The 20,533-nt window shown below is 64.5% G+C and carries 11 protein-coding genes; 2 read left to right on the top strand and 9 right to left on the bottom strand.

Annotation, left to right across the window (positions count from 1 at the left end; all coding sequences use genetic code 11):
- Positions 1–6: 6 nt before the first annotated feature.
- The 7 genes from LZ605_RS01615 to LZ605_RS01565 all read right to left on the bottom strand — a co-directional run bounded on the left by LZ605_RS01615 (position 7) and on the right by LZ605_RS01565 (position 16,764).
- Positions 7–324 carry a hypothetical protein gene (locus tag LZ605_RS01615; protein ID WP_249843588.1) on the bottom strand — a complete coding sequence of 106 codons (318 nt, stop codon included), beginning with the start codon at positions 322–324 and terminating at the stop codon, positions 7–9.
- A 217-nt stretch (positions 325–541) separates the two neighbouring features.
- Positions 542–9,178 carry a putative Ig domain-containing protein gene (locus LZ605_RS23060; RefSeq protein WP_279919765.1) on the bottom strand — a complete coding sequence of 2,879 codons (8,637 nt, stop codon included), beginning with the start codon at positions 9,176–9,178 and terminating at the stop codon, positions 542–544.
- 4 nt (positions 9,179–9,182) lie between these two features.
- Positions 9,183–10,016 carry a hypothetical protein gene (locus LZ605_RS01585; protein ID WP_249843587.1) on the bottom strand — a complete coding sequence of 278 codons (834 nt, stop codon included), beginning with the start codon at positions 10,014–10,016 and terminating at the stop codon, positions 9,183–9,185.
- On the bottom strand, positions 10,006–11,427 hold the full coding sequence (locus LZ605_RS01580) for an HlyD family type I secretion periplasmic adaptor subunit (RefSeq protein ID WP_249843586.1): 1,422 nt from the start codon (positions 11,425–11,427) through the stop codon (positions 10,006–10,008). Before LZ605_RS01580 ends, LZ605_RS01585 begins: the two co-directional genes overlap by 11 nt.
- On the bottom strand, positions 11,424–13,586 hold the full coding sequence (locus tag LZ605_RS01575; RefSeq protein ID WP_249843585.1) for a type I secretion system permease/ATPase: 2,163 nt from the start codon (positions 13,584–13,586) through the stop codon (positions 11,424–11,426). The genes LZ605_RS01580 and LZ605_RS01575 overlap by 4 nt, the downstream gene beginning before the upstream one ends.
- A gap of 217 nt (positions 13,587–13,803) precedes the next feature.
- Complete coding sequence (locus LZ605_RS01570; protein WP_249843584.1) at positions 13,804–16,266, bottom strand: S9 family peptidase; 2,463 nt, start codon at positions 16,264–16,266, stop codon at positions 13,804–13,806.
- Positions 16,267–16,434: 168 nt separating this feature from the next.
- The gene (locus LZ605_RS01565; RefSeq protein ID WP_249843583.1) at positions 16,435–16,764 is read right to left on the bottom strand and encodes a hypothetical protein; all 330 of its coding nucleotides are present in this window, start codon (positions 16,762–16,764) and stop codon (positions 16,435–16,437) included.
- 460 nt (positions 16,765–17,224) lie between these two features.
- Between LZ605_RS01565 and LZ605_RS01560 the strand changes: the two genes are divergently transcribed.
- Both LZ605_RS01560 and LZ605_RS01555 read left to right on the top strand, forming a co-directional pair.
- The gene (locus LZ605_RS01560; RefSeq protein ID WP_249843582.1) at positions 17,225–18,001 is read left to right on the top strand and encodes a HipA family kinase; all 777 of its coding nucleotides are present in this window, start codon (positions 17,225–17,227) and stop codon (positions 17,999–18,001) included.
- Complete coding sequence (locus LZ605_RS01555; protein WP_249843581.1) at positions 17,979–18,395, top strand: DUF3037 domain-containing protein; 417 nt, start codon at positions 17,979–17,981, stop codon at positions 18,393–18,395. The genes LZ605_RS01560 and LZ605_RS01555 overlap by 23 nt, the downstream gene beginning before the upstream one ends.
- A 113-nt stretch (positions 18,396–18,508) precedes the next feature.
- On the opposite strand, the gene LZ605_RS01550 is transcribed toward LZ605_RS01555, so the two are convergent.
- Together LZ605_RS01550 and LZ605_RS01545 are read right to left on the bottom strand one after the other, a co-directional pair.
- A complete protein-coding gene (locus LZ605_RS01550; RefSeq protein ID WP_249843580.1) occupies positions 18,509–19,942 on the bottom strand; it encodes a serine hydrolase domain-containing protein in 1,434 nt (477 codons plus the stop codon).
- Positions 19,943–20,006: 64 nt separating this feature from the next.
- Positions 20,007–20,495, bottom strand: a complete 489-nt coding sequence (locus LZ605_RS01545; RefSeq protein ID WP_249843579.1) for a DUF4952 domain-containing protein — start codon at positions 20,493–20,495, stop codon at positions 20,007–20,009.
- Between the last annotated feature and the right edge of the window lie 38 nt (positions 20,496–20,533).

The following is a 20,533-nucleotide window of genomic DNA, read 5'->3' as shown; positions in this document are numbered from 1 at the left end:
GCAGGCTCAGTCGGCACCCTGCACGAACGGCTGCCCGGCCAGGGTCATGCCCACCCGCACCGCAATCTGCTGGCCGCTCTTTTCGAAGGTCGTCGCGCACTGCGTGCCGCCTTTCTGGCATCGAACCTCCGGAAAGCCTTCCAGCGGTTCGGCAGCGCCCGCCACCGCGGCTGGCTGCCACCCGGCAGCATCCAGCAGGCGCTTGGCCTTGGCATAGGGCATGCCGGCGATGATGCCCAGCTGCGCCAGTTCGGCGGGCAGCGGCTGGGCGTGAGCAGGAGCCTGCGCCACCATCAGTAATGCAGCAAGAACCACAACCTTCATCGGTGCGCCCCACAACGTGCGTTGGAGCTACAGGGTAGCCCAGTGGCGGCCGCTGTCGGCGCATGGATCACCCCCTGTTACGCAATCCAGGCAGGCCGATACCTGGCGTTACCGTTCGGTCAATGCTCTCCCGGCCGAAGCCCATCGCCCCAGCGCGCCCGCAACGGCCCCTGCTGCCGGAACCGTTGCGGGCAAGCCGCCTCACGCGCAGGCCGGATCAGCCCGGCACGAGCGTGGCGCGCGCCTCCTGGCGGTGCAGTGCCCCCGCCCACAGGGATGGATCGACACCGCCCAGCTGCGCAGGCGCATCGCCAGCGAGCCCCGTGTCAGCACCCGCCTGGAACGCGCCCATGGCCCCCACCAGATGCTGAAGTTCCGCCTCCAGTGACATGGCCTCCGGCGCGGACGCGGCGGCGGAGGTCATGCTGGTGCGCAGCGCGGTCATCGGCGTCAACTGACTGGCAATCTGATCTGCAGTGATGGCGTAGCCACCATCGCCAGGCTGCACGAAGGCAATGGCGTACTGTCCACCCTGGAAATGGCGGAGCACACGCATCTGCTGCCCGGCGCTGCCATCCACCCTGACGACCAGATCATCGCCATCACGGTGATAGCTCAGGCGGCTGCGATCGATGCCATCGAAGTACAACCAGTCGGTACCACCGCCGGTGTTGTCCACCGTATCGGCGCCCGACCCGGCCCGGTAGAAGTACGTGTCGTTGCCCACTCCGCCGATGAGCATGTCATCGCCATCTTCGCCTACCAGTTGGTCGTCGCCGGCGCCACCGATCAGGATGTCCTTGCCGGACCCGCTGAAGCTGCCGTTGCCACCGGACAGGTAATCGTTGCCATCACCGCCTTCCAGCTTGTCATCGCCCCCCATGCCAAACAACTTGTCGTCGCCGGCAAGACCCTTGATCAGGTCACGCCCACTGGTACCAACCAACTGCTCGGCGTTCGCCGTACCGTTGATCTTGGAGGGGTAATCGGCATCGTTTCCGGTCCCCGGCGTACCTCCGCCGTCGCCACCGCCATTGCTGACCAGCGCATTGATGGCCGCCGTGTTGAGCGCATTGCCGGTGGCAGCCTGCAGATAGTCGAGCGCCCAGTCACCGCCCAGGAAGTGATTGGTCACCGTGACGCGTTGGTTGGCATTTCCGTTCACAACGATCACCAGGTTGTCACCTTCGCGGGTGAAAGCCAGCTGTCCGGTGGTAATGCCGTTCTGGAAGAACAACCAGTCGACGCCTCCCCCTGTGTTGTCGATCACATCGTTCCCGCCGCCATGGATGTACTGGTCATCGCCGCTGCCACCCAGAAGCACGTTGTTACCGTCCTGGCCGCGCAGAGTATCGTTGCCTGCGCCTCCCTCAAGCCGGTCATTGCCCGAGCCCGCAGCGCTGCCATTGCCGCCCGCAAGCTGATCATTGCCATCGCCTCCGCGCAGCGTGTCGTCGCCTGCCATACCGAACAGCGTGTCATCGCCGCCCAGACCCTCGATCAGGTCCTTGCCCGCGGTGCCCACCAGCTGCTCTCCTGCCGACGTCCCGGTAACGGTCTTGTCGAACCCGCCCCCACTGCCGCCGCTGACCAGCTGGTTGATCTGGGCTGCGCTGAGTGAACTGCCTCCATCAGGCTGAACCTGATCGATGGCCCAGTCCCCACCGAGGAAGTGATTACGCACGCGTACCGCCGGCGTAGCTCCCTGGTCGATCCGGATCAACAGGTCATCCCCGTCGCGGGAGAAGCTCAGCCGTTCCCGGGTGACCCCGTTCTGGAAGAACACCGTATCGTTGCCGCCTCCGGTGTTGTCTACGACATCACTGCCTGAGTTCGCATCGACCAGATAGGCGTCGTTGCCCGCGCCGCCCAGCAGGGTATCGTTGCCCGCCCCACCACTGAGCGTGTCGTTGCCGCCTCCCCCATTGAGCGTGTTGCTGCCACTGTTGCCCGCCAGGTAGTTGGCCAACGCATTGCCGGTCCCGTTGATGTCGGCACTTCCGGTCAGGAACAGGTTCTCCAGATCCGCCGACAGCGTGTAGGAGGCCGAAGACTGCACCTGGTCCGTGCCCCCGCCGGCAAGCTCGATGATCGTGTCCGCCGTGTTGTCCACGATGTAGATGTCATTGCCTGCGCCACCACTCATCTGATCGGCACCGCTGCCGCCATCAAGATAGTCCGCACCATTGTCACCGCGCAGGACATCGTCACCGCTGCCACCCCAGAGCTGGTCATCGCCGTCGCCGCCGACAAGGGTGTCGTTGCCGTCCATGCCGCTCAGCTTGTTTGCCGCAGCGTTGCCATTGATGACATTGTCCAACGCGTTGCCGTTGCCGGACACGATGCCGTTGGCCAGGATCAGGTTCTCGACATTGTCGGCCAGGATCAGGTTGGTCTCGAAGCGACGCTCGATGGTATCCAGACCGCCGTCTTCGTCCTCGAACACACGGTCCTGGGCCGATTCGATGATGTACAGATCGTCGCCCAGGCCACCGTACAGACGATCGGCACCGAGGCCGCCCTCGAGCCGGTTGTTGCCATCGTTGCCATACAGCTCGTTGTCCAGGCTGTTGCCAACTCCGCTCAGGTGGCCGGAGCCGGTCAGCACCAGATTCTCCAGATGGTCGCCCAGCTGCCAGTCCAGCGCCGCCTCGACCGTATCGACGCCTTCGCCGGCCACCTCGATGACAACATCGCCGGCGCTGTCGACCACGTAGGTATCATCGCCGGCACCGCCGACAAGGCGATCTTCGCCGGCCGCGCCATCAAGCCTGTTGTCGCCCTGGTTGCCTACCAGCGTGTTGTTGCCCTGGTTGCCGATGCCTTCGTATGCACCGTCGAGCAGCTCGAGCCGCTCGACGTGATCGCCCAGCACGTAGCGATGACTGCCACTGCGGACGGTGTCGTCGCCTCCGCCGGCCAGTTCGATCACCTGCTGGCTCGGATCATTCACCACATAGATGTCGTCGCCCTCGCCGCCATACAGGCGATCACCGGCGCCAGCGCCATTCAACACGTCATTACCTGCGCCGCCATGCAGATCGTCACGGAACTGGGTGCCGGCAAGCACATCCGCGCCATCGGTACCCCGCAGCACGTTGCGCACATTCACCGTCAGCCAGGCCGTGGTGCGCTGCCCCCAGCTGTCGGCAGCAATGATCTCCAGCGAAAGATCCGCACCGCCATTGGGCGGTGTGCCCGTCAGCTGCCCGGTAAGCGGGTCGATGACCAGCCAGGCCGGCGCATTCGCACTCAGTGAATAGGTCAGCGTGTCCTGGGCCTCGTCCTGGAACATGCCCGAGGGAATCTGTGCCGAGAAGGCCGCATCACCAATGGCCTCGAACTCGACGAACGGGATCAGCGTGATCGGAGGCTTGTTGGTGTACGGCAGCTGGTGAAGATCGCCGCGACGCACGGTGCCATCGGCGAACAGGAAGTGGTCGACCACCCCACGCACCACCAGACTGCCGCTTTCCTCATACCAGTAGTTGCTGACCGTGAGCTGATCATTCTGATCGCTGCCGACCTGCACGATCAGGTCCAGCCCACTGCGGCTGAAGGTGACGTCGTCCGGGTCGATGCCTGCGCCAAACACCACACGGTCGCGCCCGGCACCCGGCTGCGAATCCACCGTATCGCGGCCATCGCCGATTCCGTAGTGGAAGTCGTCGTCGCCATAACCGCCCCTGAGCATGTCATCGCCGGTACCGCCATGCAGGTCCGCACCGCCCTGGCCTGCGATCAGCTGATCATTACCCTCTTCACCATAGAGGTAGTCCCGGCTGGCCTTGTAGACCGTGTTCGGCTCGCGATCGCCGCCCTTGAGGGTATCGTTGCCTCCGCCGCCGCGGATTTCGTTGCTGAATCCGTTTCCGGTCAGGACGTTGTCACCGGCATCGCCGCGCAGGTTGGCGTGGAACGCGCCCCCGTTGATGGTGCCCGCGCCGCGTCCGTCAGGCACCAGGTTGTTGCCCAGCTCCAGGTTCTCGACATTTGCGAAGTCTGCCACCTCGAACCACTGGTTCTGGGGCGCGCCATCTTCGAGAGCGTCGATCACCACGGTATCGTTGCCTTCCCCGGCCAACTCCACCACTGTGTCGTTGGCACTGATGATGTAGCGATCATCTCCCATACCACCGTACAGATGGTTGGCGCCGGTCGACGTGCGGCCGTTGAGCGTGTTGTCGCCCGCATTGCCCCAGCCCGACCAGTCGCCGCTTCCGACCAGTTCCAGGTTCTCGATGTTGACCAGGTTGGCGATCGAGTAGGACAGGCTGGCACGCACCGTGTCGATGGAGAAGCGGTTGTCCCAGCCCCAGTCACCCTCGATGATCACATCGCCGAGGCTGTCGACAACATAGGTTTCGTTGGCCTGGGTTCCGATCAGCGTGTCATTGCCGGCGCCACCATCAAGCACGTAGTAGCGTCCACTATGGCTGCCCATATAGGACGGCTTGCCAAACTGGATGATGTTGTCCAGGTCGTTGCCGACCAGGGTGCGGGGAATGTGCACGATCCAGCCAGGATAGGACGGGTTCTGCCAATGCCAGGTGTTGCTGTTGAAGACGCCCACCAGATTCTCGACATTGGCCGTCAGGGTGTATGAGAAGGACTCGGCAAAGACGGTGTCCACGCCTTCGCCTTCCAGTTCGATGACCGTGTCCGGGGAAGAGGCGTACTGGTAGCCGGTGCTGATGTAGTAGCGATCATTGCCAGCACCGCCCCGCAGGATGTCCGGGCTGCCATCACTGAATTCGTTCGCATACAGCATGTCATCGCCGGCACCGCCATCAAGCAGGTCCGCACCGCCATCGCCGTAGATCACATCATTGCCATCACCGCCGAAGAGCTGGTCATCGCCTTCGCCACCGAAGATTCGATCGTTGCCCCCCTTTCCATGGACGATATCGTTGCCGGCACCGGCGCGCAGGTTGTTGCCTTCGTCGGTCGCTGTGTACGTATCGTCAGCGTCGGTACCAGTCCAGCTTCGCGCCGTCTCGACAAAGTCCTCGGCGCTCATCCACGTGCCGTCGTCGAACTGGATGATGTGGCTGCGGTTGCTCCCGGCAAGGAATCCATCCAGGCTCAGAGACTGGAACCCGGCACCGGTGAAGAAGGCGAGCATCAGGTCATCGCCGGAGACCTGGATGTTGTTGATCATCGCCCGTGTCAGTCCAGGGCCGATACGGATGATGTCCGTGCCGGCAGCGGCGCTTCCCAGGTTGATGATGCGGTCATAACCATGACCAAAATCGTAGTGATAGATGTCATTGCCGGCGCCGCCGTCGAGCACGTCGTGGCCAAGACCGCCGATCAGCAGGTCATCGCCGGCGCCACCGAACAGCCGGTCGTTGCCCTCCAGGCCCATCAACGTATCGTTGCCGTCAGCGCCATACAGACTGTCGTCACCGCTGGTGCCCAGCATGCTGTCATCACCGCCTGTACCGAAGACAAGCGTCGGCACCTCCAGTTGTTCCTCCAGGCGTTCGCGATCGGTGACATCAATACCGCCCACCGCAATGCCACCGGAACCAGAGGATGCAAAATAGTTGTGCACCACCACGGTATCAGTACCGTCGCGGTGGCGAATGATCAGATCCAGCCCGTACGCCTCGTAGTGCAGATCGGTCTGATTGATGCTGGTACCGAAGGTGATGCGATCACTGCCCGGATTGCCCTCCTGCAGGTAGACATGATCGATACCAAACCCCGCTTCGAAGTGGTACTGGTTGTTGCCGGTGCCACCGTAGAGCAGGTCATTGCCGCTGCCGCCATCGAGGAGGTCATCGCCGGCACCACCGGACAGCAGATCATTGCCTGCGCCACCGCGCAGCGTATCGTTGCCACCCGGGCCATTGTCTTCATCACCGTACAGCCTGTCATCGCCGGCACCACCATTGAGCTCGTCGTGCCCGCCCTGCCCGAACAGCACGTCGTTGCCGGCACCGCCGTCGAGATAATCATTCCCAGCCGCACCGGAACTGCCCGCGCCGCCATCGCCAGCCAGGACGTCATCACCGGCGCCGCCATACAGACTGTCGTTGCCATCCTCACCAAACAGACGGTCGGCGCCGCTGCCCCCGTTCAAGGAATCATTGCCGGCACCGCCCTGCAGCTCGTCGTCGCCATCGCCGCCGTCGAGGGTGTCGCGCCCATCACCTCCCATCAACAGGTCGTTGCCCGCACCACCGGCAAGCACATCGTCACCCGCTTCGCCACGCAGGGTGTCGGCCCCCTCACCACCGGACAGTGTGTCCTTGCCGGACCCACCCCACAGTTCGTCGTCGCCCTGGCCGCCCATGAGCGTGTCATCGCCTTCGCCGCCGATCAGCACGTCCTTGCCGGCGCCGCCATCAAGATGATCGTTGCCATCGCCACCTTCCAGATGATCGGCGCCCTCGCCGCCCAGCAGAACATCATTGCCATCCTGCCCGAACAGCCGGTCGGTGCCATTGCCGCCGTCGAGAGTGTCGTCGCCATCTTCGCCCTGCAGCTCGTCGTCACCGTCTTCGCCCATGAGGCGATCGTTGCCGGTGCCGCCAACCAGAAGATCGTTTCCGATACCGCCCGACAGCAGATCATCGCCGGCCTGACCGGACAGCTGGTCGTTGCCGGCGCCACCACGCAGGATGTCATTGCCGCCCCCGACGATTCCAGACTGCGGGTAATAGTCCCCCCAGATCAGATCGTCACCGTCTCCGCCGTCGATCAGATCATTTCCACCTTCACCCCACATCTCGTCGTCGCCGGCGCCGGCGCCGCCGTCAATGCTGTCGTTGCCGTCTCCGCCTGCCACCTGGTCGTTGCCGGCCCCGGCGAGGATCACATCGTGACCGCCTTCACCACTGATCGCATCGTTGCCATCCCCACCATCGAGGTAGTCGGCTGCACTGCTGCCACCGAGCTGGTCGTTGCCGTCTTCGCCAAACAGGCTCACACCGCTGGTGTAGGTGATACCCGAGCCCTCCTCCGTGGTGATCCGTCCCTGGCCCAGCGCAATGCCATCCGGCTCGGTGGCGCTGCTATAGACAAGGGTGTAGGTATCATTGTCCAGACGACGGAATCTGAACGTCCAGCCCGGCGCCACCGAGGCGCCACTGAAATCGAACATCCCCGACAGGCCATAGTTGAAGCCGATGGCCAGGCTGCCATCATCGCGGCGCCCCAGACGCTGCATTGCAGTCCAGCTGAAGAAGGCCTCCACGTCGCGCCAGATGCCGGATTCGGTGATCGGCACGCGTGAATTCGTGCGCACATCAAAGCCGAAGTTCCACTGCGCATTCAGGACATCATTGCCCTCTCCGCCATGCGCGATCGTCTCCGATCCCAGGCCAGAGATGAAGTCGTCGCCAACACCGCCGGTGATGATGTCGGCGCCACCGCGACCATTGATGATGTCACTGCCTTCACCGCCATCCAAGGTGTCACCGCTGCCGAACGCGGTTCCCCAGATCATGTCGCGGCCATTGCCACCGGACAGGTTGACCGCACCACTGGGCGCGCTGTTCACGAAGGGATTGAGGAAGTCGGCCAGCCCGGTTCCGCCCGTGCCTGCCTGGCCCGGCTTGAACTCCGGAAGCGTGATGCCCAGATGGCCCTGGCTCCAGCCGTCGACCATCACACTGCCGGTGTCGGTGCCACTGCGGATGATCAGCTTCGACCCATTGGCGATCGAGTGGCTGACCTTGATCTGGCCATCGGCGCTCTCCCAGGTGGTGGCCGACGTTGCGATGAGCCCGTTGGCCCAGGCCCCGTTGCCATTGATGACCACGGTACCGTTGCCGTCGGTGTCAACGATCGTATCCAGATCGCCGGCCAGGCCCGTGCCGATGGTGTAGGTGTCAAAGCCCATCCCGCCGCGCAACGTGTCGCTGCCGATGCCGCCGTCGAGCGTATCGTTGCCGGCGCCACCGAACAGCGCGTCATTGCCGGCGCCGCCGTTCAGGGTGTCGTTGCCGCTACCGCCGTCGATCACATCGTTGCCGGCCAGACCAGACAGCACGTCCGCGCCTTCCTGGCCGAAGATGACGTCGGCTTCATCGGTACCGTCGATGGCATCGCCCTGCAGCGAGCCATAGGCGGTCAGTCCGCTCCCTGGCTTCACCGACAGCTTCAGCACGTCCGGCAGGGCATTGAGGAACTCGCGGATCTGGTCCTTGTTGAACTCTCCGTCCTGGGCATCCAGCATCAGCGCGCCGGTGAAGAACAGGAAGGGATCCAACGGGCGGGCAGCCCCTCCGGTACCGTCCTCCAGCATTTCGGTGCTCAGCCGTGCCAGCCATGCCGAGTACACGTCATCGTTCATACCCAGACGCCAGAACCATGAACCGGCCCCCATGGGATCGTTCTCTGCGTTCTTGACCACCTTGACCAGCAGTTCGATGCCGGCCTTGGTATCCCACGGCAGACGACCGTTGCTGTTGAGCATCGAGTCCCAGATGGCATCGCGTTGCTGCTGGTCCAGAAGTCTGAAGGGCGTATTCAACGTCCAGGAATCAACCGGCAGGTTCAGCTCGGTGAAAATGCGGTTATGGAAGGTCCAGGCTTCGTCGGCGGTGATCTCACGAACAACGTCGCCCGCCGCATCTGCGATCTGGTCGAGCATGTCCAGGAGGCCCCGGGCCATGCCCGCGCGCACCGCCTGGATCTTCGCATCGTCCACGGGAACGCCATGATCCTTTGCGGTTTCCTCCAGAAACTCCAGTGCAGTCAGACCGGAGAACATGTTGCCCACGGCCACGCCACTGGCCAACCGGGCATAGCGATGCCCGAAACCGGCGATGAACTGGTACACCTCCTCGATCTTGCCGCTGTCGAGCATCGCCCGCGCCAGTGCACGCTGTTCGGCTGTCATCGTTTCAACCACGTTCAATCTCCTTCACGTTCCGGTGTGTAGGGCAATGGGACCTGATGCGTTGCAGATAGGCCTGGACATCGGCCTGGATCTCCCGCCAATGCGGCAGCAGGTTCTGACGGTAAACAATGGTGGTGCGTACATTCCGCAGCCCAGGCTGCTCAAGCGAGGCCTCGCACAGGGGCGTCCACTGCGGAGGTGCGTATTGCGGCCCGGTCATGCAGCGGATCAGGACAGTGGGTGCGCGTGCTGGGTCCAGGCTGTCGGTATAGGTGATCCGGTTCCAGTTGAAGCTTCGGCGCTCCGACAGCGCCGGTCGGGCCATCTCCAGTCCAAGCGCTGCGTCACGACCGAAATCGAATGTGACCACGGCGGGCAGTTCCTGATGGTGCAGGCGATACAGTCCCCAGTCCCGTATCTGCTGCAGCGTGATGTTCTCGCCCTCGCCGGCCTGGTTCAGGCCGATGTCGATCCAGTTCGAATCGCCGTTCCCCACCGAGTCATGCCGGTCGTAGTCCTGTCGGGTCCGCGCATTGCGCGGCGCCATCTCCGGCCAACGCAGCTGGATGGAAACACTGCGCAATGTCGCGCCGCAGGTGGACGCGGGCTCGGCCTGCGCGTCCCGATCCGTCTCCCATATCCACACATCCTGCCTGGGCACCTCCAGCGCGACACCACCGATGCGCCCCTGCAGTCGTGCAGCTTCTGGTCCTTTCCTGTCGGACCCGCATCCCACCAGCACGAATGACAACGACAACCACAGCATCACGTCGAACCGCAGCCGGCACACGCTCGCCAACCATCTGCCAGCCGCCGCTGGATCGGCCTCAGCGTTCACGCAGCGCCTCCTGCGCGTGCTGCTGCAGAGGGCTGAGCAGATAGTCGATGACCCGTCGTCGCCCCGTCTTGATCTCTGCGGACAAGCTCATGCCAGCACTCATCCTCACCTTGACGCCGCCGATGTCCAGCTCGGGACGGTCCAGGCGGATCCGTGCCGGAAACACCAGGCCCAGCTGCTCATCCTGTGCGGCATCATGGGAGACGCTCACGACGGTACCGGTGAGATAGCCATAGCGGGTGTAGGGGAAACTGTCGATCTTGATCGTGACCGCCTGGCCCGGCCGCACGAAGCCGATGTCCTTGTTGAGCAGCGTCGCTTCCACTTCCATGCCATCGCCACTGGGCACCACCACCAGCAGCGGTTGTGCCGGCGTCACCACGCCGCCCACGGTGTGCACGGCCAGCTGCTGCACGGTCCCGTCCACCGGCGCGCGCAACGTCATCTGTCGATTGCGCTGACCGGTCTTGGCCACTTCCGGCCCCATCTGCCCGATCTGCTCCTGTGCCTTGCGCAGTTCATCAAGGGCCTGTTGCCGGGTGTCGGTGAGCAGCACGCGCAGTTCTTCCCGTGCCGCCAGCAGCGCCGAGCGCAGCTCCTGCACCCGATTGCGCTGCGTGGCCAGGTCGCGCTCGGCGGCGATGCGTTCCTGTTCGCGCAACAGATAGTCGTGGCGCCCAACGTAGTTGCCTTCCACCAGGCGAGCATAGTCCGCCGCGCGGGTGCGCGCGATCTGCGCCGAATCACTCAACGGCTGAATCAAGCCCTCGGTGGTGTGAAGCTCTGCCTGGCGCTGCTGGATGCCGGCCTGCAGGCCATTGCGCCGTGCCCGGAAAGCGTCGAACTGACTGCGCACGAGCACCTGCTCGTCCGCCAGCCGCTGCGCGGGAAGGCCGCTGTCCAATGGCAACTGCGGCTGGCTGCCCGTGTCGAAGGCCACCAGCAGAGCATCCAGTCTCAGTGCCGCCAGCCGGGCGTTGGTCAAGGCTTCGCCGGCCTGGGCGAGCTCTGCCCCGGCGCCCGCCCCCTCCAGCTCGATCAGCAGCTCACCGGCTTTGACCGCCTGCCCGTCGCGCACCAGGATGCGGCGGACCACAGCGGTCTCGGCTGGCTGCACCACCTTGGTACGCGAGTTGACGACGGTCTTGCCGGGCGCCACCGCTACGATGTCGAGCTGGCCGATGCATGCCCAAAGCAGTGCCACGCAGAACAACGCGATGATGATCCGCATGCTCCAGCGCGACGTTGGCGAAACCGGCGTCTCGATCAGCTCCAGGTGGGCAGGCAGGAAATCGCGCTCATCGGCTGTTCGCTGCGGCGATTCCATCTGCGCACGGGCCTTCCACGCCGCACTCGCCACCCTTGCGTATCGACCCAGAAAATCGCCTGCGGCCTGGAATCGATGCTTCATGCGGCCCCCGCCTGCAACCGCTGCAGGTGGGCATAGAAACCATCGGGCAGGCGCATCAGTTCCTCATGAGCGCCGGCCTCGACGATCCGCCCCTTCTCCACCACCACGATGCGGTTCGCATGGCGCACCGTAGACAGCCTGTGCGCGATGATAAGCACCGTGCGGCCCTTGCATATCGCGCGCATGTTGGACATCACCGCATGCTCGGACTCGTAGTCCAGTGCACTGGTTGCCTCGTCGAAGATCAGGATGCGCGGATCGGTGATCAGCGCCCGGGCGATGGCGATGCGCTGGCGTTGGCCACCGGAGAGTCCTGCACCGTGTTCACCCACCTTGGTGTCATAGCCCTCGGGCAGCTCGACGATGAACTCATGCGCGCCGGCAAGCATGGCGGCCTGGATCACCCGTTCCAGCGGCATGCCGGGTTCGCCCAGCGCGATGTTCTCGCGCACCGAGCGGTTGAACAGGAAATTCTCCTGCAGGACTACGCCGAGCTGACGACGCAACCACGCCGGATCAGCCAGTGCCAGATCGTGGCCATCGATCAGTACCCTGCCATGCTCAGGCGAATAGAGGCGCTGCACCAGCTTGGTCAGCGTGCTCTTGCCCGAACCTGAGCGGCCGACGATGCCGATCACCTCGCCCGGTCGAACATCCAGCTCGATGTCATTGAGCACGGCGGCGGCGTCGGGACGATAACGGAACCCAACGCGCTCGAACGTGATCCGGCCCTGGATTGGCGGCAATGCCATCCGGCTTCCCGGCAGCTCGGTGCGCGTATTGAGGATATCGCCCAGCCGTTCGACCGAGATCCCGACCTGCTGGAAGTCCTGCCACAACTGCGCCAGACGGATGATGGGCGCTGCCACCTGGCCGGACAGCATGTTGAAGGCAATCAGCTGACCCAGAGTCAACTTGCCATCGATGACCAGCTTCGCACCCCAGAACAGGATCGCAACGGCCACCAACTTCTGCACCAGCTGTACGCTCTGTTGGCCGAGTGTGGCGATCTTGGTGACGTTGAAGCCTGCACTGACATACCCGGCCAGCTGGCTGTCCCAGGTGCGGGTCACCCTCGGGTCCACTGCCATGGCCTTGACCGTTCCGATCCCGCTGACGGTCTCCACCAGGAAGGCCTGGTTGTCCGCGCCTCGCTGGAACTTGTCATTCAGACGCCTGCGAAGCACAGGTGTCACCAGCGCCGAAATGAGCGCGTACAGCGGCAGCGACAATGCCACGATCAGCGTAAGCCAGCCGCTGTAATGGAACATCACGGCAAGGAAGACAACCGTGAAGAACAGGTCCAGCACTGAGGTCAACGCCTGCCCGGTGAGGAAGCTGCGGATGTTCTCCAGTTCCCGCACGCGGGCGATGGTGTCGCCCACCCGTCGCGATTCGAAGTACGCCAGCGGAAGCGCCAGCACGTGCCGGAACAGACGCGCGCCGAGTTCGACATCGATCTTGCTGCTGGTGTGTGAGAAGACGTAGGTGCGCAGGCCTGACAACACCACGTCGAACACCGCCATCGACACCAGGCCGATGGCAATCACATCCAGCGTGGTGAGCCCGCGGTGCACCAGCACCTTGTCCATCACCACCTGGTAGAACAGGGGTGTAACAAGAGCAAACATCTGGATGAAGAACGAGACGATCAGCACTTCCACCAGCAGGCGCCGGTACTTGATCACCGCAGGGATGAACCAGCTGAAATCGAACTTTGCCAGTTCGCCCAGCACCGAGGCACGCGAGGTCACCTGCAGCAGGCGCCCTGCATAGCGCTGCGCCAGTTCGTCCAGCGTGAGTGTTCGCGGCCGCTTTTCGGCCAGGTCGTGGATGAGTACCTGACCGGCGTCGACCCGTGCAATGATGAAAGGGTGTGCGCCTGCCAACGCCAGCGCCGGCAGCGTGACCCGGGAAAGGCGCCGCAGCGGCGTTGCAGAGATCCTCGCCTTGAGGCCAAGCCGGCTGGCGGCCAGCAGCAGGGCCGTCTCGTCAAAAGCTTCGCCGTTGCGCCCATGCGCATGCGCAAGCTGTTCCGCATCCGCAGCGATGCCATGGAACTGCGCAAGCAGTACCAACCCCCGCAATGCCAGATCCGGCTGGGCGTGAAGCACGCGCTCGCGTGCGACGCCCGGACTGGCTACCGTCCCCTGGTGCATGTCATCCCTGAATGCGTTTTCCCCGGCCCGATCATCGGATGGGCCTCCCGCGGATGTCAAGACCGCGTGATGTGCACCTGACCAACGCTCCCACTGCGCCGGCTACACCCCATCCCTGCCGTGGGGCTGACAGCACAGGGCCGCCCGCAGGCGGCCCTGTGCTGCGCCGTCGAGCAAGCTCGACGCTACCTGGCGTTCTTGTAGAGCAAGCTCGACGCTACTTGGCGTTCTTCACGTAGGTGTCGAACCAGTTCAACATTTCCGCCACAAGCTGCTCGTTCGATTCCAGCGCGGTGTACCAGTGCGGCTCGTTGGGCAGCATCACCAGGCGGGTGGTGCCGCCGTTACCGCGAATAGCCTGGTACAACTTGCGCGACTGGAACGGCTCGGTGCCCGGGTTGGCATCGTCCTCGCCGTGGACCAGCAGCAGCGGCAGCTTGATCTTGTCGGCATAGAAGAACGGCGACGCCTTCAGGTACACGTCCTGCGCCTGCCACACCGAACGACGTTCGTTCTGGAAGCCGAACGGGGTGAAGGTCTTGTTGTACGAGCCACTGGTTGCCACGCCGGCCTTGAACAGGTTGGTGTGCGCGATCAGGTTGGCGGTCATCAGGCCGCCATGGCTGTGACCGGTCACGCCGATGCGGTTGCGGTCGACCACGCCCATCTCCACCGCCTTGTCCACCGCCGCCTTGGCGTCGGCTTCCAGCTGCTCCAGGTAGGTGTCGTAGGCGTTCTTCGGGTCGCCCACGATCGGGAAGGAGGCGTTGTCGATGATCGCGTAGCCGGCCAGCAGCATCAGGCGGTACGGCTGCAGACGGGTGAAGGTCTGCTGCGAACCGGACACCTGCCCCGCCTGTGCCGCGTTGGCGAAGTCGGCCGGGTACGCGTACAGGATTGCCGGCACGCGCTGGCCTTCCTTGTAGCCCGGCGGCGTGTACAGGGTGAACGACAGGTCCACGCCGTCGGCACGCTTGTAGGTCACCAGCTGCTTCTTGATCTGGCGCACTTCCGGGGTCGGGTCGGCCAGCTTGGTCAGCGCAGTAGCACTGGACGCGAACTGGGCCTCGCCGGCCTTCGCATCAGCCACAGCATCACCCTGCTGGCGGATGAAGGCATTGGGCGGATCGATCACCGACTGGTGCCAGGTCAGGTAACGGCCCGGCGTGTTGCTGAAGCCGAGGAACTGCTCGTAGGCATCGGCGCTGCTGCGGAACAGGCGTTCGCTCTTCAGCGAGCCCAGATCCAGGCGGTCCAGGAACGGGCGGTCACCCTGCGGCGAGGCGCCGCGCCCGCTGAGGAATACATGATTGCCGTCCTGGCGCACGACCTGTGCACCGGTGGGCAGGCGGGTGAAGACCAGGTTGCCGGGGTCGCCGTACAGCTCATCACTGGACATGTCCCACAGCAGGCGGCCTTCCTTCTTCGGCTGGTCCACATCGACGATGCGGGTCTGCACCCAGTGGCGGTTCTCGTCATTCTCGTACTGGAACGCCACCGCCGGATCGGCAGTCCATGCGTAGCCTTCGAAGCGCTGCGCGGTGCGGGCGATTTCCACCGGCTTGCCGTTGAACGGTGCCTTCAGCATCAGCACGCGGTCGCGGTGCGGCACGCTGACCTTCCAGTCACCCTTGTCCAGCGCTTCGGCATAGACCAGGGTGGCCGGATCGGTGGCGCGCCAGTCGAAACCACGCGGGCCTTCCGGCACGCCGTGCACCGGCACGCGGTCGGCCAGCGGCAGGCTGGCAATCGGCGTGGCCTTGCCGCTGGTGATGTCCAGCACGGCCACGTCGTTGGCAAAGCGCTGGTAGGTCACCGCATGCGAGTACGGGGCCTTTATCGATTCGGTCAGCACATGCACGCCGTCGGGCGCGGCGCTGACGTCGTTGAACAACGCCGGCTGCCCGACCGGACGCACGCTGCCGGCGGCGGTATCGACCACGGCCAGCTGCGAGGCACCGTAGTAGGCGAACAGCTTCTCGTCATGCACGCTGGTCAGCGTATCGCGCGCCTCATAGGTGCTGCTCTCGCCGCTGCTGCCCAGCGATTCCTGCGCATCCGGGCCGGTCGGCACGCCACCGTCGGACGGCGCCGGGCCCTGGTTGGCCGGCACCAGCTTCACCAGCAGCTTCTGGCTGCCGCCCAGCCACTGCACGGTGTTGCCGAAGATCGGGTTCAGCTGCACGTTCGGGATCTGCTTCACCTGCCCCGTGCTGGCATCGCCCACCCACAGCTGCACGCTGGTATCGACCGCATTCTGGAAGGCGAAATGGCTTCCATCGGCCGACCACAGCGCGCCGGTGGCGCAGCCCTGCGGCAGGTTGACCTTGGTTTCCTTGCCGCTGCCGATATCAACCAGGGTGAAGTCGGCCACGCACGCCGGGATGCCGTAGCCACCTGGGGTGTCATGGCGGCTGCGGTTCTTCGGCTCCAGGCGCACGCCGGCCAGCTTCAGGTACGGCTGGGCGACGCGGCTGATCGACGGATAGGTCTGCGCGGTGGTCAGCAGCAGGCGCTGGCCACCCGGGGCCACGTTCGGCGCAGGCGGCGGCGGTGCCTTCAGCACCCTGAGCAGGTGCTCCGGCGGCTTTGCGTAATCGGCAAGCGCCGGGCCAGCGGCCAGCAGGCCGGCAGTGGCAACGGCAACCGCCGCCGCCAGCGAGGTTCGACGGATCAGCATCCTTATCCCCTGCAGTGTGAATGGAGCCCGAGGACGGGCAAGAGCCCGAATCTAGCACCGCAGCAGGTGGGGGGAATGGGCCGGAAGGGCTAGTGGCCGGATGCAGCAAAGTCGAACACACCCGGCGAGGCCGGCAGCGGGCCGGCATCTGCCAGGCGTGGGCCGTCATCACTGCTGGGCGTGCAGATCCCAGGCGGTCAGGTAGTCGGGGTCGACCACGATCATGCCGCTGTTGCGCATGCGGTATTCGCCGGGCGCGGCCCGCTGGTACTGGTCAAGCATGGGCGGCAGGTAGTGCTCATGACCATCATCTTCGTCGGCCAGCACCACGCCCTCATCGGCGCTGATGCGCAGCACGGTGCCGGCGTACTGTTCCAGACCCTGCACCTGGCCGTCGCCGCCATAGCGAGTGACGCCGACCAGCACCACCTTGCCGATCATTTCCTCGGCCTTGGCATCGTCCAGGGGCGGCAGCATGGGAGTGAATGGGTCGCTCATCGGTGCACCTCCAAAGCCTGTGGGGACATCGTGGATTCGGCACTCTCCCGCGTTGCCAATGCCGACGGCGACGCAGGGGTCCATCTCGGGGCGCAAGTGCGTGGATCGCAGGACCGGCCGGGCCATGCCGGGGTCGCGATGTGTGAAAAGTATCTGAAACTGCGGGGAAACGGCCATCCGTGCCGGGGGCGTGACCGTGTCAGGTCAAGGTCAACACCATGCGTTGCGTTGCATACAGGGTGAAGCATGACAGCTGCACTTTAGCGGCATGACGGCCTCCTGCTGAAGGTCACACGCGGGCGTGTTGCTCCGTTGAGACGAATGCTGCCACCCGGCCCGGAACGAAGAAGTGAAGATTGCAGGCGGCCGCTACACGATGTTTCGCGCGCTACCTGTTCGTTAAGCATGGGCCCTGCTCGGCCCCGGCGCGACGGCCCGGGCGCCACGCTAGAATGCGCCCATGCGCACCGTACATGCCCTCCGTTACATTACCCCGCTGCGGGAAGGCGGCTCCCTGCCCGCCGTGGTCGAGACCGACGACGACGGCATGGCCGTACTGAAGTTCCGCGGTGCCGGCCAGGGCCCGAAGGCGCTGATCGCCGAGCTGATTGCCGGCGAGATGGCGCGCACGCTGGGCCTGCCGATTCCGGAGATCCTGTTTGTCGAACTGGACCGCGAGTTCGCCCGCACCGAGCCGGATCCGGAGATCCAGGAGCTGATCCGTGCCAGCGAGGGCCTGAACCTGGGACTGGATTACCTGCCCGGCGCGATCAACTACGACCCGGCCGCGATGCCGGTGGACTCTGACCTGGCGTCGCGTATCGTCTGGTTCGATGCATTCACCAGCAATGTCGATCGCACCACGCGCAATCCCAATCTGATGGTGTGGCACCGCCAGCTGTACCTGATCGACCACGGTGCGGCGATGTACTTCCACCACGACTGGGCCAATGCCGGCGATGCCTGCGAGAAACCGTTCGTGCTGATCCGTGACCATGTACTGCTGTCATTCGCCAGCCGCATCGCCGAGGTGGATACCGAACTGGCTGCACGCCTGACCGATGCCGAGATCGAGCGCATCGTCGACCTGGTGCCCGACAGCTGGCTGGTGAACGAGCCGGCCTTCGACAGCCCGCAGGCCTATCGGCAAGGCTACATCGACTATCTCAAGCATCGCCTGAAAGTGCGTGCGGTGTTCGTGCAGGAGGCCATCCGTGCCCACGCTGCACACGTATGACTATGCGGTCATCCGCGTGGTACCGCGGGTGGAACGCGAAGAATTCATCAACGTCGGGGTGATCGTGTCCTGCCCCGGTGCACGGCACCTGGAAGCGGCCATCGAGATTGATCCCGCACGCCTGCACGCGTTCGCGCCAACGCTGGACCAGGAGGCGCTGCAGCCGTGGCTGGATGCGATCGTGGCGATCTGCCGCGGCGATGCCGGCGCTGGGCCGATCGCGCAGCTGCCGGCGCGTGCACGTTTCCACTTCCTCACCGCCAAGCGCAGTTCGATCGTGCAGATGTCGAGCACGCACGTAGGCCGAACCGCCGATCCGGCGGGTGTGGTGGAGCACCTGATGACGAAGATGGTGCGGATACCGGCCCCCGATCGGATGACGTCGACCGGGTGACGTCCACTGGGTAGAGTCGACTGTTAGTCGACTGCCGTCCGCGAAGGGATCGAAGCGCCCGCGCTTCGCGCGAGAGTCGACCAACGGTCGACTCTACATCCATTGCCTCACGTTCACTGCAACGGCAACCGCCGCGCGATGTAGTTGACCACATTGCCGATCGCATCCGGATCGACATTGGCCAGACCGACGATCACATAGCCCTGCGCGGGCAGCACCACGATGGCACTGTTCGATCCCGGCGCACCGCCTTCATGGCCGTACTGGTGTTCCCTGCCCTCGCCCTGCACCACGAAGCCAAAGCCATACCAGCGCTTGTGATTCTGCGCCGTGGTGGCCTGCTGCAGCAGTGCCGGCGGGACCAGCTTCCCGCCGCGCAATGCCTCGGCGAACTTCAGCATGTCGGTGGCCGTGCTGTAACCACCGCCGGCGGACATGCCTCGCCATGGCAGCGACTTCGTTTCACGCACCCATTGCCCGTCCTTCTTCGTGTAGGCGACGGCACGCTGTGGCACCTTCACCGTTTCCGGTTCGAAGCCGGTGCCGGTCATGCCAGCCGGTCGCAGGATGTGCTGCTCCACATAGGCATGGTACGACTGTCCTGAAACGGTCTCGATGAGGCGCCCAAGCACGATGAAGCCATAGTTGGAGTAGCTGTCCTGGCTGCCGGGCGTGAACTGCGGTGCATCCTTGGCGAAGCGCTGCACGTAGTCGTCCAGCGTCTTCAGCGAGGCCGAGTACTGTTCGAAGTCATCGCCGAAAAAGTCGCCAAGGCCACTGGTGTGGGTCAACAACTGGCGGACGGTCACCTCAGCGGCGACGGCCTTGTTCGGGTAGTCCGGCAGGTGCTTGCCGATCGTATCGTCAAGCCCCAGCTTGCCGGCCTGCACCAGCTGCAGGATGGCCACCGAGGTGAACATCTTGTTGGACGACGCCAGCCGGAAGCGCGTATCCGCCCGCACCGGAATACCGCCTTCGCGATCCGCCTGGCCGCCCCGCCAATCCAGCAGCACCTGGCCGTTGCGCGCCACCAGCAGCGCTCCCGACAGCGCGTCCTGTGCGCGCAGCGCGTCCAGCTTCGTCCTGGCGTCAGCCATCAGGGCCGGCAACGCAACGCGCTCCGGCTTGTACTTGTCCGGTATTCCGGTGCCTTCGATCTGGAACAGCTTCAGGTGTGCTGGATGGTCCGCGTCCATCTCCGCCGTCACCCACATCGCACGCTCGTTCAGCTGGCCCATCACCAGCAGCTTCGCGTGACCAGGCGCGCCCTCGCGCGTTTCCAGCACGCGCAGCGGGCCGGTACTCCCGCGGAACTCGAGATAGTCCCCGGGGCCACTGCCTTCCTTCTTCGCATACTTGTCGGCGAAAGCATGCAACGCATCGAGGCTGCCTGCGTTGAAAGCCGCAAGCCAGTCATCGATGGCGTCCTGCGCATGCGGATGTGCAGGTTCGGAGGTGGTTGCGCCAATCGCAGGAAATACCGGCGCGGCCGTCAGAAGCGGACAAGCCAGCGCAGCGCACAGCAGCAGACGTCCAACAGCCTTCATCGCAGTTCCTTTGCAGGAATCCCTGCACGCATCCTAGAGCAAGCATGCGCCTGCCGCATCCACGCTACGGACTCTGCCGCAGCACCTCCACCGTGACGTTGAATGCTTCGATGCGGCGCCACTCGCTGCGCGGATGCGGCAGCGACTCCACGCCCATCCCGATCCGGTACCTCACCGTGTCTGCACCTTCGCGCCAGCTGTAGGGCCCGCCATTGCTCCAGCCACAGCAGGTGTAACGCAACATCGGCATTCCGAACGTCTCATGCAGATACGCTTCGACCTGCTCGGCGCGTGCGCCGGCAACGCGGTAGTGGGCCTGCATGGGCTTGATGTAGGACACGTCGTCCTGACTGCAGCCCAGGTATTCCAGCCCTGCCGGCTTCCGCCCCATCGCCTGCAGGAAATCCTGGCATGGGGTGTCCGGTCGCGCCAATCCATCGGCACGCCCACGTGCCTCCCACTCGGCCTGCACCTGCGCAGGCGCGTGGCTGCCGGACAACGACGCCAGCAGCAGCACGCCGAGGGCAGGATGGAATGGCGGAATGGACGTCACGGGGCGATTCTTCGCAGAGGGGCGCCGGAATGCTACCT

Origin of the sequence: Stenotrophomonas maltophilia, from assembly GCF_023518235.1 — a bacterium.
Classification (GTDB): Bacteria; Pseudomonadota; Gammaproteobacteria; order Xanthomonadales; family Xanthomonadaceae; genus Stenotrophomonas.
Note: the sequence above shows the minus strand (reverse complement) of the source record. Positions and strands in the feature narration are given on the sequence as shown.